The sequence below is a fragment of the Burkholderia sp. 4M9327F10 genome (genome assembly GCF_005503145.1).
Taxonomy (GTDB): Bacteria; Pseudomonadota; Gammaproteobacteria; order Burkholderiales; family Burkholderiaceae; genus Paraburkholderia.
Genome location: NZ_SCNV01000052.1, coordinates 30394 through 45726 on the forward strand (window position 1 = coordinate 30394; position 15333 = coordinate 45726).

Genomic DNA, 15333 nt, shown 5'->3' on the forward strand with positions numbered 1-15333 from the left:
GGAATCAAGGTAACGATTGACGTAAAAATCGCCCCGCAAAGAGACGACCAATCAGAACAAGGACGGGAACCATGTCGCACGCATTACCCGACCGGCTGTTGCCGGGCTCGCCCTACCCGCTGGGGGCGAGCTGGGACGGGCTCGGCGTCAATTTCGCGGTTTTTTCCGCCAATGCCCAGCAGATCGAGCTGTGCCTGTTCGACCCGACCGGCCGCAAGGAGATGAGGCGCTTCACGCTACCCGAGTGCACCGACGAAATCTGGCACGGCTATCTGCCCAACGCGCACCCCGGCACGGCTTACGGTTTTCGCGCCCACGGCCCATATCAGCCGCAGCACGGGCACCGCTTCAATCCGCACAAGCTGTTGCTCGACCCGTATGCGCGCAAGCTGGTCGGCCAGTTTCGCTGGTCCGATGCGCTGTTCGGTTACCGGATGCATTCGAACCGGCTCGACCTGTCCATCGACCGGCGCGATTCGGCGCCGGCCATGCCCAAGTGCGTGGTAATCGACGAGGCGTTCGACTGGTCGCACGACACCCGGCCGAATGTGCCGTGGGGCGAAACCGTCATCTACGAAACGCACGTGCGCGGCACGTCGATGCTGCGTCCGGATTTGCGCGCTCACGAGCGCGGCACGTTTGCGGCGCTGTCGTCGCCGGAATTTATCGGGCACCTGCAAACGCTCGGCGTGACAGCGGTCGAACTGCTGCCGGTGCACGCATTTCTGAACGATCGTTTTCTGGTGGAGCGCGGTTTGCGCAACTACTGGGGTTACAACACGGCAGCCTTTTTTGCACCGGAACCGTCGTACCTGAGCACCCACCGGCTCGACGAAATGCGCATCGCCGTACGGCAATTGCATGCGGCAGGTATTGAAGTGATTCTCGACGTGGTCTACAACCACACCTGCGAAGGCGGTGAGATGGGCCCGACGGTCTCGTGGCGCGGGCTGGACAACGCCAGCTACTACCGTCTCGTGCCCGGCGACGAACGCCACCATATCAACGACACCGGCTGCGGCAACACGCTGAACCTGCCGCATCCGCGCGTGCTGCAGATGGTCATGGATTCGCTGCGCTACTGGTCGACCAAATTCAATATCGACGGCTTCCGCTTCGATCTCGGCGTGACCTTGGGCCGCGAACACGCGGGTTTCGATCCCGGTTCCGGCTTTTTCGACGCCTTGCGCCAGGACCCCATCCTGTCGCAGCGCAAGCTGATTTCCGAGCCGTGGGATATCGGCCCCGGCGGCTATCAGCTCGGCAATCACCCGCCGGGCTTCGCCGAATGGAACGACCGCTTTCGCGATAGCGTGCGCCGCTTCTGGCGCGGCGACGCCGGGCTGCGGCCCGATCTCGCCGCACGCCTCACAGGCTCCGCCGACCTCTTTAACCGCCGCTTCAGAAAGCCGTGGGCCTCGGTGAATTTCGTTGCCTCGCATGACGGCTTCACGCTCGCCGATATCGTCGCCTACGAGCAGAAGCACAACGAAGCAAACAGCGAGAACAACAACGACGGCCATAACGAGAACTGCAGTTCGAACTGGGGCGTCGAAGGGCCCACCGACGATCCGGCGATTCGCGAAACCCGTGCCCGGGTGGCCCGCTCGCTGATTGCGACGCTGTTTATCGCACTCGGCACGCCGATGATGCTGGCCGGAGACGAAATCTGCCGCACCCAGCAAGGTAACAATAATGCGTACTGCCAGGACAACGAATTATCATGGATCGACTGGGAACGCGCCGGCTCGGAGGAAGGTCGCAGGATGAGTGGGTTTGTGTCGCGCGTGATCGCCTTGCGCAAGCAACATCCGCTGCTGCGCGAGACGCGTTTTCTGTTCGGCGACCGCGAGGTGCTGCCGGGCGTGTACGACATCGGCTGGTTCGACGAGCGCGGCAATCCCTTGTCCATCGAGGCCTGGCAAGACCCGGAAGGACGCGCGCTGAGCTTGCGCCGCGCGGGGCCGGGACTCGATGGCGAAACGGAAGTATTGTTGATGATGCTCAACGCGTCGGGCGACACCCTGCGCTTCGCGCCGCCCGCGCCGCAACTGGAATGGCAGATGCTTCTGGATAGCGCAGACCCTGATTCGCCGCCCCACCCGCTCGCGGTGCCGGAGGTGGAAGTGGCGGGTCACGGAATAGTCATCCTGGCCGCGCTGCCGGGCAGCGGCGGAGAGTCGCATACGTAGTGTTGCAGGGGCCTCGAAACGGCAGAGCAAAACCGAATGGTGATGAATCATGTCCGAAAGTCCGATTGATCCGCATGCGCGTCATCATGCGCATTGCCTGCCGTTCGGCGCGCAGTTGCTCGGCGCAGCGGGCGCGCGGCCGCGCACGCGCTTCCGCTTTTGGGCACCCTCGTGCAAATCGGTGCAGGTTGCCATCGAAGGGCCGCGCGCCCCGCTCACGGTCGAGATGACGCCGACCGGCAATGGCTGGTTCGAGGCCGAAGCCGAGGGCGGCGCGGGCACCCTGTACCGCTATCGCCTCGACGGCACGACGGCCGTGCCTGACCCCGCTTCACGCTTCCAGCCGCAGGACGTGCATGGTCCGAGCGAGGTCATCGATCCACGCGCCTACGCCTGGCAGCATGCGCATTGGCATGGCCGGCCGTGGGAAGAAACCGTGCTGTACGAATTGCATGTCGGTGCGCTCGGCGGCTACGCGGGTGTCATGAAGCGTCTGCCCGCGCTCGCCGAGCTTGGCGTGACGGCCATCGAGCTGATGCCGTTGAACGACTTCCCCGGCACGCGCAATTGGGGCTACGACGGCGTGCTGCCCTACGCACCCGATTCGGCCTATGGCCGTCCCGATGAATTAAAGGCGCTGATCGACGCCGCGCATGGCCTGGGCCTGAATGTGTTCCTCGACGTGGTCTACAACCACTTCGGCCCGGACGGCAATTATCTGTACCAGTACGCGCGGCCGTTCTTCCGGGAAGGCACGCATACGCCATGGGGCCCGGCCATCGACTTCGAGCGTACCGAGGTGCGCGATTTCTTCTGCGACAACGCGCTCTACTGGATCAATGAATATCGCTTCGACGGCCTGCGCTTCGACGCCGTGCACGCTATCGACAATCACGACTGGCTGCGCGAACTCTCGGACCATATTCGCGCGAAGGTTCGGCATGGACGCCATGTGCATCTGGTGCTTGAAAACGAGCACAACTCTGCGAGCCTGCTCGAAACGCATTTCGACGCGCAGTGGAACGACGACGCGCACAATGCGCTACACGTGCTGCTGACGGGCGAGACCGAAGGCTACTACCACGCGTATGCAGATCAGCCGATCCGCAAACTGGCGCGCGTGCTCAGCGAAGGCTTTGCCTATCAGGGCGAGCCTTCGCCGATCCACGACGGCAAACCGCGTGGCGAACCAAGCAGCCATATGCCGCCTACCTCGTTCGTGATGTTCCTGCAGAACCATGACCAGGTCGGTAATCGCGCTTTCGGCGAGCGCTTGCGCAAGCTGTGCACAGCGGATGCGCTGCGAGCCGCTACCGGCCTGTTGCTGCTGTCGCCGCAAATTCCGCTGCTGTTTATGGATGAGGAGTTCGGCTCCGAGCAGCCGTTCCTGTTTTTCACCGATTACACCGGCGAGCTGGCCAACGCCGTGCGCGAAGGAAGGCGCCGCGAATTCGCCCGCTTCTCCGCCTTTGGCGACGCAACGCGCCGCGCACAGATTCCCGATCCGAACGCATCGCAGACCTTCGCCGCATCGTCGCCGCCTGCGGATATCGCCGCGCAACCCGATGCCCACGAGCGGCTCGACTGGATGCACTTCTACAAATCCGCGCTCACGGTGCGTGCGAAGCTGATTGCCCCGCGCCTCGCCAATACGAAAGCGCTGGGCGCAACCGTACTCGCCGCGCCGGACGGCAGCGACGCCAACGCGCTAGTCGCACGCTGGCGCCTCGACGATGGCGAGACACTGTCCATTGCGATCAATCTCGGCGATGCAGAAGTGCCGTTTGCGCAAACGCCGGCTGGGATGATCGTGTTCGAAACGCCACCCCGGGTCCGCGACCGGCTGGACGCCCAGACGCTACCGCCCCACACCTTCGTGGCATGGCTGACCGGCGACGTCAACGAGTACGCCCATACGCACGACGCGCGCAAGGTAATCGAACGGGAGTGGCACGCATGAACACCGCTCGCCGCCCCCCTGACACGATCGACAGCCTCGCTGCCCGCGCAGGCTTCGAGGTCGAATGGGAAGACGCCCACCGTACCATCCAGCGCGTCCCTGAAAGCACGCTCGCGGTGCTGCTCGAACGCATGGGCCTGCCGTGCGGCAGTGCGTCCCAGACGCGCCAGAGCGCCGCCGCGCTCGAAGCTGAACTGTCCGGCCGCAAGCTGCCGCCCCTGATGACCGCCGAATGCGAGCGTGGCATCGCCCTGCCTGCGGCGGCGATCAAGTCAGGCAGCCATTACCGGATCGAACTCGAAAGCGGCGCGCAGATCGACGGTCGCTTTACTGCGCCCAAGGGCGAGGCGGCGCTGCTCTCACCGATCGACGAGCCCGGTTATCACACGCTCTTCATCAACGACCATCGCATCACGCTCGCGGTGGCGCCGTCGCGCTGCTACACCGTGGCCGATGCGTGGCGGGCCCTGCAGGACGCCCCCACCCCGCCGATGTGGGGTATCGCCGCGCAACTCTACGGCCTGCGCCGCACCGGCGATGGCGGCATTGGCGACTACTCGGCACTCTCACGCTTCGCGGTTGAAAGCGCGCGGCATGGCGCGCATGCGCTCGCCGTCAGTCCCACGCATGCGATGTTCAGCGCCGAACCGGAGCGTTTCAGTCCCTACTCGCCCTCGTCACGCCTGTGGCTCAACGTCACGCATATCGATCCCACTGCCGTGTTTGGCGCAGAGGCGACGCGCGCCGCTATCGACGCGGCGGACGGTAGCGAAACGTGGCCGCAACTCGAACGCCTCACCCTGATCGACTGGCCGCGTGCGGTCCGGCTGAAGCTCAAGGTGCTGCGCACACTGTTCGAACAGTTCTGTGTGCACGACCGGGCCCAGGACGCCCCTCGCGCCCTCGAATTCAACGCGTTCTGCGCAAAGGGTGGCCGCTCGCTGGAAGACCATGCGCGCTTTGAAGCGTTGCAGGCCGTGCAGCTTGCCCAGCCGGAGCGCAACGGCCACTGGCGCAACTGGCCCGAGGCCTTGCGCGATCCGCGCAGCGTGGAGGTCGAAGCGTTTGCCAATCAGCATCGGCACGAAGTGGAGTTTCATCTGTTCCTGCAATGGCTCGCCGCCAAGGGGCTGTCGCACGCCCAGCATGCGGCGCGCGATGCGGGCATGGCGGTCGGCCTGATCGCCGACCTTGCCGTGGGTTGCGACAGCGCCGGCAGTCATGCATGGTCGTATCGCGACGACATGCTGCAAGGCGTCTCGGTCGGCGCGCCGCCGGACCTGTTCAACCAGGCGGGCCAGGCGTGGGGGCTCACCACCTTTTCGCCACGCGCCATGCGCACCCAGGGCTTCTCGGCATTCATCGACATGCTGCGTGCCGCTTTCGCACACGCCGGCGGCGTGCGCATCGACCACATCCTCGGCCTGCGCCGCCTGTGGCTCGTACCGGACGGCGAAAGCGCGCGCAACGGCGCCTATCTGCGCTATCCGCTCGAAGACATGCTGCGGCTGATCGCGCTCGAATCGTGGCGGCATCGCTCGATTGTGATCGGCGAGGATCTTGGCACGGTGCCGCCCGGCTTCCGCGAACGGCTCGACGAGCATGGCATTGCGGGCATTCGCGTGCTGTGGTTCGAAGGCAGCGAATCGGGCCGCGGCTTCAAGCCGCCCCAACGCTGGGACCGCAACGCCGTGGCGACGACGACCACGCACGACTTGCCGACCGTTACCGGCTGGTGGCGCGGCGCGGACATCGTCTGGCGCAATCGCATCGGCCAGACCCTGCCGCGCGCCGATGGCCGCGACCCGGTCGAGCTGGCGCAGACCGAGCGCGCGGAAGATCGCGCCTTGCTGTGGGCGGCATTCCAGCAGGCAGGCGTCGCCGCGAAGGACGTACCTGCACCACCGCCCGAAAGCGCGCCTGTGGATGAAGCGCTTGCCTTCATCGCCGCCACGCCGGCGCCGCTCGTCATCTATCCGCTCGAAGACCTGCTCGCGCTCGAAGACCAGCCGAATCTGCCGGGCTCGATCGACGAGCATCCGAACTGGCGGCGGCGCGTCGCTCTACCCATCGACGAGCTGTTTGAAGAGCCGGCCTTCTGCGACCGCCTGCTCGCCGCCGAGCGGGCACGCAGCGCCGCGGCGGCGGCCCGTTCCACATCCGATTCCACCCACGCTTCCTCGGGGCCCGACACACCATGACCGTCCCGCGTTCCACACTCCGGCTCCAGTTCCACAAGGGCTTTACGTTCGACGACGCGCTCGCGCACGTCGAATACTTCGCCGCGCTCGGCGTCAGCCACCTCTACGCGTCACCGGTGACGACCGCCGAGCCGGGTTCGATGCACGGCTACAACACCGTCGACTACACCCAGGTCAGCGCCGAATGCGGCGGCGAAGCCGGCCTCAAACGTCTGGCCGAGAAGCTGCGCGAACACGGCATGGGGCTGATTGTGGACGTGGTGCCCAATCACATGGGCGTGGGCGGATCGAACAACGCGTGGTGGCTCGATATTCTCGAGTGGGGACGCCATAGCGCGTATGCCCGGCATTTCGACATCGACTGGCATTCGCCCGATCCGGCCTTGCGCGGCAAGGTGCTCATGCCGTGCCTCGCGGCTCCGTATGGCGATGAACTCGCGGCCGGCCGGATCGAACTGCGCTTCGCCGCGCAAACCGGACACTTCTACGTGCGCTATGGGCCTCATGTCGGGCCCATCTGTCCCATCGACTACGCGTCGATCCTGCAAAGCGGCGAGCGTGCGGACCTGAGCGCGCTCGCCGAGCGTTTCCAGGGTTTGACCACGCAACCCACCGACCACCCGCGTGCCGCCGAAGCACGCGAGCTGCTGCGCGAGTTCGTCGCGCAAAGCGGCCTGTCCGCCATCGAAGTTGCGTTGGCGAACTATGCGCCCGCCGAGTCCGTGGCACGCGACCGCCTGCATCGCCTGCTCGAACGCCAGCATTTCCGGCTCGCCTGGTGGCGCACGGCGTCGGATGAAGTGAACTGGCGGCGTTTCTTCGATATCAGCGCGCTGGCAGGCGTACGGGTCGAACGGCCCGAGGTGTTCGACGCCGTGCATGCGCTGCCGTTTCGCCTCTACGCGGAAGGCGTGATCGACGGCGTGCGCATCGATCACGTGGATGGCCTCTCCGAGCCGCGCGAGTACTGCCAGCGGCTGCGGCAAAGGCTCAACGATCTGCGCGAAGGCGAACCGTATGTGGTGGTCGAGAAAATCCTCGGCCGCGGCGAACCGTTGCGCGGCGACTGGCCGATTCATGGCACGACCGGCTACGACTTCATGGCCGACGTGGGCGCGCTGTTGCACGATCCGGCCGGCGCCGAACCGCTCGCCGCCACATGGGCCGAGCTGAGCGGACGCAGCGCGAGCTTCGCCGACGAAGCACTGCTGGCGCGACGCAAGATTCTGGCGGAAAACCTCGCGGCGGAACTCGACCGCGCCGCACGCGCGTTGCACCGGATTGCACGCGATTCGATCACCACACGCGACTTCACATTCACCGCATTGCGCCGCGTGCTGACCGAGCTGGTCGTGCATTTCCCGGTCTATCGCATCTATCCGCAGAACGGCTTGCGCAGCGAAGCCGACAACGTCTACTTCAATCAGGCGTTGGCTGGCGCAAGGCAGACGCTCTCGCCTGCCGATCATGCCGTGCTGGAGCAGGTCGACGCGTGGCTGGGCGGCAGCGCGGCCGACGACGCCGCGCCTGCTCGCCCGCCTGCCAACGCACAGCCCGGTTCGAGTAACGTGCCGTTCAATCATGCGGGATCGTCGCGGCGCACCGCGCAGACGCTGTTCTCGCAACTGACCGCGCCGGTGGCCGCCAAAGCGATCGAGGATACGGCGTGCTATCGCTATGGCCGTCTGTTGTCGCGCAACGAGGTCGGCTCGGACCCAGGTGAATTCGCACTTTCGGTCGAGCAATTTCATGCCGCCAATCTCGAACGGGCACAGCGCTTTCCGCATGCGATGCTGGCCACCGCCACGCACGATCACAAACGCGGCGAAGATGTGCGCGCCCGGCTCGCCGTACTCAGCGAGATCGCTCACGACTGGAGCGCGACGCTGCGCGCATGGTCCACCTTGAACGCACCGCAACGCCGCACGCCCGACGGCGGTATGAGCACACTCGATCACGACTGGGCGCCCGGCGCGGCCGCGGAAGCGATGCTGTATCAAACCCTGGTGGGCTGCTGGCCGCCGCATCTTTCCCCCGATGACGAGGCCGGCGTCAAGGAACTCGCCGAGCGGGTCGCGCAATGGCAGTTGAAGGCGCTGCGCGAAGCGAAGCTGCGCACCTCCTGGCTCGCGCCCGATGAGGCATATGAGAACGCATGCCGTGACTTCCTGTTCGATATCCTCGCGCCGCAACGGCGTGACGGCTTCCTGAGCGAACTCTCGGCCCTGGTTGCGCGCATCGGCCGCGCCGGGGCGATCAACAGCTTGCAGCAGACCGTGCTGCGGCTCGCCTCGCCCGGCGTGCCGGATCTGTACCAGGGCACGGAGCTGTGGGACTTCAGTCTGGTGGACCCGGACAACCGGCGTCCCTTGGATTTCGCGCAGCGTCAGGCGTGGCTGGTCGAGACGCCGCCGTCCGACTTTCTGCCTGACTGGCGCAGCGGTCGCGTCAAGCTCGCCATCGTCCAGCGCCTGCTGGCGTTGCGTGCGCATCTGCCGGCGTTGTTGAGCGAAGGCGCGTATCTACCGCTCGCCGTCAAGGGCAAGCAAGCGGCGCATGTGGTCGCGTTTGCGCGGCGGCACGCGAACGCCTGGGCGGTCGTTATCGCCACTCGCCTAGCCGCAGGTTTGCTCGATGAGGGCAGCGACTTGCCGCTGGTCGACGCCGCGCAGTGGGACGATACAGCCGTTGAAATACCCGCGGAACTGGCATCGCGCGCCCTGTTCGACTGGATGAGCACCGCCGCGCCCAAGGTCGAAGACCACGGCGTGCTCTATCTGCGCGATGTCCTGGCGACGATGCCGGTGGCTGTGCTGGTCGAGGATGGGGTGCCGCGGGCCTGAACGCCCGGCAGCCCCCATTTTCCTACGGTCACGAGGCCGCGGCGCCTCGTTCGCTCGCGCGCCGGACCGCATCCGCCACCTGCTCGGCCACCCGGCGCGTGTCCCAGTACACCTGCCCCTGATACATGCGATCGCCGCGAATATTGAAGCGGTCGACACCCTGCCATTCAAGCGCCTCGCCCGCCACCTTCGCTGACGCGCGCCACTCGACCAGCACGGCATCGCCGGTCGGCGCCCATTGCAGTACCTCCACTTTCAGATCCGGTAGTTGATTCAGCACCTGCCTGAAGTGTTCGACCACGCCTTCCCGATCCGCAGGCACGGTCATGGGCGGGATCAGGTTGCGGGTGTCGGCATGCATCAACTCGCGCAGATCATCTGCGGTGGGCTGGCTCCAGCGCTCGGCGAAACGGCTGACCAGGCTGCGAGCGTTGCGCAACTGCTCGGCTGAAGGCGGGACGTACTTCACATCGGTATTCGTTGAACCAGTCATTGCAAATCTCCCGAAAGAGCGTCGGCAAGCGACGCGGGCGTCATCTGCCACGATGAATCACGACAACATACGCAGTGAATTTCACATACACTGTGAATGTATACTACGATGTGAAGGTGAAAAATCAAGCGCTGAATACAATCCCCATGGAAAACGTCGGTCCCTTCAAAACACGTCGAGAGGAATACGCCGACGCCACGCGCGAAGCGCTGGTCATCGCCGCCGGCGAGTTGTTTACGTCGGAGGGGTATCAGCAGGTCGGTATCGAGGCCATCGCCCGCAAGGCACGGGTAACGCGCGGGGCGTTTTATCACCACTTCGGCGACAAGGCAGAACTGTTCGATGCGCTGGTGGTGTCGCTGCAGACCGCTGCGGCCACGCGTGTGCGGACTGCAGCGGAGGCAGCGCCGAAGCCCAAGCGCATGAGCGCGGGGATTCGCGCGTTTCTTGAGGTTTGCAGCGAGCCCGCTTACCGGCAGCTGGTGATCGAAGCCGCGCCCGCCGTGCTCGGCGCCGTGCGTTGCAGGGAGATCGAAGAAGCGCATACTTACGCGCTACTGATTGCGGCACTGACCCAACGCTCGGAGCAGGGCGAAGCGAAGCTGGCAAACCCTTACCTCGCAGCACGCATGATCGGCCGCATGGTGTGTGAGGCGGCGCTGCTGCTCGAGGATGCGCACGATCCGGAGGCGCTCAAGGCTGAGGCGCTGGCTATCGTCGAGCAGACCTTGGCCGCGTTGACCGCGGGTAAGCCGCGCTTAAGCCGTGCGCCAGCAGGGCGCAAAAGTTCAGCGACGAAGTAACCGGTCCTGGCCGCACGGTAGAGTGCCAATCTTGAGCGCCGCGCGGCCAGGTAGCCAGATATTCGGTTCATCAGCGCTTCACACGTCAATCAGAGACTGTGACGGCCCACCTTGCAACCGAGACTGCGGGAATGCCTATGACCCTTGACTGGACGAGTATCCGGACCGGCGACGCCGATGCACTGCACGGCAAAATTGTCGATCTATGCGGCTGGATGATCCCGCTCGATCCCACAGCGGATCAAGCCGATTACTTTCTGCTGGCAGCGGACGCCCCTTGCTGCGGCGGTTGTCTGCCGCGTGATCCGTTGTCGTCCATCGAGGTTTTTGCTGCCGCGCCCTGCGCGCCGCAAGAGCAGGCCGTCACCTTCAGAGGGCGCCTCGAGCGCCTGACCGACGACCCTGCCGGCTGGCGCTATCAGCTAATCGACGCGCGTGCGCTCGACCTGGACGTGCAGAGCGCTCCGCGCAGCGCCAGCCGCCGTGCGTTTCTCGCGTCCGGCGCCGCGCTGGGTCTCGCGGCTTGCGCGCCCGGACGCTTTGCCAGTTATACCGAGAAGCAGGACGCCGGAGCAACGACGGCAAGCGCAGCATCAAGCACTCAGCCCGCCGACGGCCAGGCATCGGCGGCTGCAACGTCGGACGGCACACCGGCCTGGCGCACCGCCGACACGCTGACCATCGACATGCACAGCCACGCCGGGCGCGTGACCGTTTCGCGCGATCCTGCGCTCGGCGCAAATCGCCCCTTCCTCCCGCTCGCAGCGCCGATGCAAGCAGGCGGCATGAACGTCATCTGCCTCGCCATCGTCACCGACACTACCGTCACCCACGTGACGGCAGACAGGAAGCGCATCGAGGCCTGGCGCACTCCTGAGGATGGCGAACTATATGCCCTGGGGCAGGCCGAGTTCAAGCGCGCGCATGAGCTGATTGAACGCGAGCAGATGCAGGTGGTGACGAACATGGCGTCGCTCGCCACGAACAGCAAAGCAGGCCCCTGCGTGATCATCGCCTCCGAAGGAGCGGATTTTCTGGAAGGCCGGCTCGATCGCGTCGACGAAGCGTATACGCAGCATCAATTGCGTCATCTGCAGCTCACCCATTACCGCGTCAACGAACTCGGCGACATCCAGACCGAGCCGCCCGTGCATGGCGGCCTCACCGACTTCGGCGCGGACGTGGTGCGGCGCTGCAATCAGTTGGGGATCGTCGTGGACGTTGCGCATGGCACTTACGACCTGGTCAAGCGCGCCGCCGACACGACAACCAAGCCGCTGATCCTCTCGCATACGGCACTATCGGCACATCCAAAGGAACGCAGCCGGCTCATTACAGCGGAGCACGCACGCGTAATCGCCGATACAGGCGGTGTAATCGGTGTCTGGCCGAGTTCGGGAACGTACCGCGATTTACAGGGGATGGCGGACGGCATGCGACGCATGGCCGACGTGGTGGGTGTCGAGCATGTGGGGCTAGGCTCGGACATGCTCGGCTTCATCTCGCCGCCGGTATTCCGCAGCTACGAGCAATTGCCGGCGTTGGCCGACGCGCTGCTCACCGCGGGCTTCAGCAACGAAGAAGTGGGGATGGTTCTGGGCGGCAACTACCGCAGGGTGTTTGCGGCTTCCGTGGGCTGAGGAGGCAACGAATGGAGCGAACGGAACGAACCGAACGAACCGAGCGATTGGCCAGCAGCAAAGGCGGCGAAACGGCGCGTTAGCGCAACGCCCGCCGTTACCGTCCAGCGGCCCACAACAGCGAGAGTCCCGACGACAGCATCAAACCGTCGACCACCAGTTTGAAAGTGCGCGGGCTCATGCGCAGCACCACATAGCGTGCGGCAAACGAGCCCGCCATCAGCGCCGAGCCGGTAATCAGGCCATCCAGCACCACATGCAGCGGCAACGCGCCAAAGTGCCTGAATACCGCCACCTTGGTGCCGTAGACCGCCAGCGAGCCGGCTGCTTCCGTTGCCAGGAAGGCGCCTTTCACTAGGCCATACGACATGAAAACCGGCACGGTGATCGGGCCGGTCGAAACGACGATGCCGGTCAGGAACCCGACCACGCCGCCGATCAGCGCCAGATGCAACAGCGAGAACTGGATGGAGCGGCGCGCGAGCCAACGGCGGGTCGGCACCATCGCAAGGAAGAAGAGGCCCAGGGCCAGTTCAACGGCATGAGGCGGCAGGGCCAGCAGCGTCCGCACGCCCAGCGCAGCACCGGGTACCGCGGTCGAGCAGTACGCCGCACAGGCCCGCCAGTCGATTTCGCGCCACCACGCCAGGATCTTGCCGAGATTGCCCATGATCGCGGCGATCGCCATGATCGGCACGGCCTGCTGCGGGCCGAACAGCATAACGAGCACGGGCATCAGCATCATCGACGAGCCTGTGCCGATCACGCCGCTTAGCATGCCCGCCAACAGCCCTACGCACAGTACAAGCAGATAACCCATGTCGCCCCCAGACGGTGTAGGGCGACAATTTTAACCGGAAGGTGCGATCTCGTGAAAATCTGCGCGCAGGCGCGGCACGCGGGCCATGCGCTTGCTTGCGCGCCGCTCAACCGCCCTCGTCATCGAAGCGCTTCGGATACACGCGCACCAGCAGAATGCGCGGCCCCTTCATCTTCTTCACCACAATATCGAAGCGATCGAACTCGACACGCTTGCCTTCGGTCGGCAGGTCGTTGAGCGCCTGAATCACGAGGCCGCCCACCGATTCGGCGCGGCCTTCGTCAATGTCGATCCCCAGTGCCCGCTCCAGCGACACCACCGGCAAGCTGCCCTTGCCCATCAGCGTGCCGTCGTCCATCCGGGTCCAGTCGGCGTCGCCCTGGCGGAACTCGTCGTGAATCTGCCCGACCAGCGCGCCGAGCAGATTGTCGAGCGTCAGAAAGCCGATCGGCGCCGCGTTCTTATGACCCACCAGCGCCATATGCGGCGCGCCCTTGCGAAAGCGCCGGAACAGTTCGAGCGCCGGCATATCGGGCTTCACGTACTGAACCGGCCGGACGTACTTCGACAGATCGTCGAGCGTGCTGCCCGCGTGACGCGCCAGCAGCAGGTCCTTCAAGTGAATCATGCCGGCCACGCGCTCGCCCGAGCCGTCCTCAAACAGCGGATAGCGGCTGAAGCGGTGCCGCGCCACCACCTGCATGTTCTCGCGCAAGGGCAGGTCGCGCCGCAGCCCCACCATTTCGTAGGCCGGCCGCATCAGATCAGAGACGGTCATGCGCGAGAAATCGAGCGAATGCGCAATGGTGTTCCATTCGTCCTGGCTATAGGCACCCCCGGCGCCTTCGGCCGCACTCATCCCGCTTGCCACGTTGGCATGGCGGCCACGCAGGATCAGCTTCAGTTCTTCGGTGGAGTAATGCGCCTCACCGCCATGGTCCGCCGTCAGGCCCGCCAGACGCAGTACCGCGTTCGCGCTGGTGTTGAGCACCCAGATCGCCGGATACATGGCCCAGTAAAAGCCATAGAGCGGCGTGGCGGCCCACAGCGAAACCTTCTCGGACTGGCGGATAGCCAGCGACTTCGGCGCCAGTTCGCCCACCACGATATGCAGGAACGAGATGCACGAAAACGCGAAGAACAGCGAGATGCCGTGGATCAGATTCTCCGATTCGATTCCGAGCACGCGGAATACCGGCGTCAACAGGTCCGCGAAGGCCGGCTCGCCAATCCAGCCAAGGCCCAGCGATGCGAGCGTGATGCCGAGCTGACACGCCGAGAGATACGCGTCGAGATGCCCGTGCACTTTCGCCAGCAGCTTGCCGCGCACACCGTGCTGCGCGGCCAGGCTCTGCACGCGCGTCTGCCGCAGCTTCACGAGGCCGAATTCGGCCGCAACAAAGAACCCGTTGAGCGCAACGAGCAACAACGCACCAATAAGGGCGACGACCTGAATCAAGAGAATGGGCTCCGGCAACAAAAGTTGTCAGTATAGAGTCGAAAGCAAAGTGAAAGTTTTTGACGGACAATGAAATGGCGCTACCGCGCGGCACATTGCCCACCCGCGCCGTTCAGGGCGCGACGAGCGGGATATGCAGTGCAAGCGTTGCTGGCTGACCCTCGGGCATTTCACTCTGTTCGAAGGTGCCGCCATGAGCTTCGGCCACGCGCTTGCACAGCGCCAGCACCCACGCAATCCGGCCCGCTTCGCGCGGCGCGCGCGCCTGACTGCGTGCGAACGGTTCGAGCAGGTGCGGCACGGACGGATCGTCGAGCGCGGCAGGGACGGCATTGAAGGTGACAACTGCGTGCCATGCTTTGGCGTCGACGCTCGAGGCGAGCGTGACCTTCGCTGCGTCTGCGCTCGCTTCGACCGCAAACGTGAGCATCAACCATAGCGCCGCCGCGAGACGCTCGCGGTCGCCGCCGAACTGCTCGGTGGACAACCCCGACTCGAATGCCACCGAAACGCCGCGCGCCCTCGCGAGTCCCGAACGCACTTCGTCAACCGAATCCGAGAACAAAGCCTGCAACGCAAACGGCTCGCGCACGAGCGCGAGGGTGCGGGTACCGGCACGGGTCGAATCGACAAGTGTCTCCAGCAGCTTGACCTGTTGATCCACACCGCTACGGATGCCGCCGATGGCGCGCTGCGCGGCGGGGTCGTTGGCGTCGAGCTTGCGCTCGAGCACGTATGCCCAGCTATGGATCGCATTCAGCGGACCGCGCAAGTCGTGCGATACGAGCGACAAAACGTGATCGCGCATGAACAGCGCAGCCTCCGCGCACAGATGCGCGGTGCGTTCGGTTCGCTCGGCGCGTTCGGACATGGAGGCACCGGAAGCGACCTGCTGGCCGCTGCCGGCTCCGGTGGAAGACGA

At 65.2% G+C, this 15333-nt stretch carries 10 protein-coding genes; 6 read left to right on the forward strand and 4 right to left on the reverse strand.

The window, feature by feature from the left end:
* The first annotated feature begins 71 nt into the window (after nucleotides 1-71).
* The 4 genes from glgX to treY are packed head-to-tail and all read left to right on the forward strand — an operon-like array spanning nucleotide 72 to nucleotide 9196.
* Nucleotides 72-2192: a glycogen debranching protein GlgX gene (glgX, locus tag FFS45_RS31965; protein ID WP_137958641.1), complete on the forward strand. Its 2121-nt coding sequence runs from the start codon at nucleotides 72-74 to the stop codon at nucleotides 2190-2192.
* A gap of 49 nt (nucleotides 2193-2241) precedes the next feature.
* Nucleotides 2242-4152, forward strand: a complete 1911-nt coding sequence (treZ, locus tag FFS45_RS31970; RefSeq protein WP_137958642.1) for a malto-oligosyltrehalose trehalohydrolase — start codon at nucleotides 2242-2244, stop codon at nucleotides 4150-4152.
* The gene (malQ, locus tag FFS45_RS31975; protein ID WP_137958643.1) at nucleotides 4149-6353 is read left to right on the forward strand and encodes a 4-alpha-glucanotransferase; all 2205 of its coding nucleotides are present in this window, start codon (nucleotides 4149-4151) and stop codon (nucleotides 6351-6353) included. Before treZ ends, malQ begins: the two co-directional genes overlap by 4 nt.
* Nucleotides 6350-9196 (forward strand): malto-oligosyltrehalose synthase, encoded by a 2847-nt coding sequence (treY, locus tag FFS45_RS31980; protein WP_137958644.1) that lies wholly within the window; start codon nucleotides 6350-6352, stop codon nucleotides 9194-9196. Before malQ ends, treY begins: the two co-directional genes overlap by 4 nt.
* A 28-nt stretch (nucleotides 9197-9224) precedes the next feature.
* On the opposite strand, the gene FFS45_RS31985 is transcribed toward treY, so the two are convergent.
* The gene (locus FFS45_RS31985) at nucleotides 9225-9689 is read right to left on the reverse strand and encodes a nuclear transport factor 2 family protein (RefSeq protein WP_137958645.1); all 465 of its coding nucleotides are present in this window, start codon (nucleotides 9687-9689) and stop codon (nucleotides 9225-9227) included.
* 146 nt (nucleotides 9690-9835) lie between these two features.
* On the opposite strand from FFS45_RS31985, the gene FFS45_RS31990 reads away from it, so the two are divergent.
* The gene (locus tag FFS45_RS31990) at nucleotides 9836-10492 is read left to right on the forward strand and encodes a TetR/AcrR family transcriptional regulator (protein WP_137958646.1); all 657 of its coding nucleotides are present in this window, start codon (nucleotides 9836-9838) and stop codon (nucleotides 10490-10492) included.
* Nucleotides 10493-10623: 131 nt separating this feature from the next.
* Entirely contained in the window at nucleotides 10624-12132 is a 1509-nt protein-coding gene (locus FFS45_RS31995) for a membrane dipeptidase (protein ID WP_249363015.1), read from the forward strand.
* 97 nt (nucleotides 12133-12229) lie between these two features.
* Here the strand turns inward: FFS45_RS31995 and FFS45_RS32000 are convergent, their stop codons facing one another.
* From FFS45_RS32000 to FFS45_RS32010, 3 genes are all read right to left on the reverse strand, one after another.
* Nucleotides 12230-12952 (reverse strand): sulfite exporter TauE/SafE family protein, encoded by a 723-nt coding sequence (locus tag FFS45_RS32000; RefSeq protein WP_137958647.1) that lies wholly within the window; start codon nucleotides 12950-12952, stop codon nucleotides 12230-12232.
* A 106-nt stretch (nucleotides 12953-13058) separates the two neighbouring features.
* Entirely contained in the window at nucleotides 13059-14411 is a 1353-nt protein-coding gene (locus FFS45_RS32005) for a hemolysin family protein (RefSeq protein WP_137958648.1), read from the reverse strand.
* Nucleotides 14412-14523: 112 nt separating this feature from the next.
* The gene (locus FFS45_RS32010; protein WP_137958665.1) at nucleotides 14524-15282 is read right to left on the reverse strand and encodes a HAMP domain-containing sensor histidine kinase; all 759 of its coding nucleotides are present in this window, start codon (nucleotides 15280-15282) and stop codon (nucleotides 14524-14526) included.
* Between the last annotated feature and the right edge of the window lie 51 nt (nucleotides 15283-15333).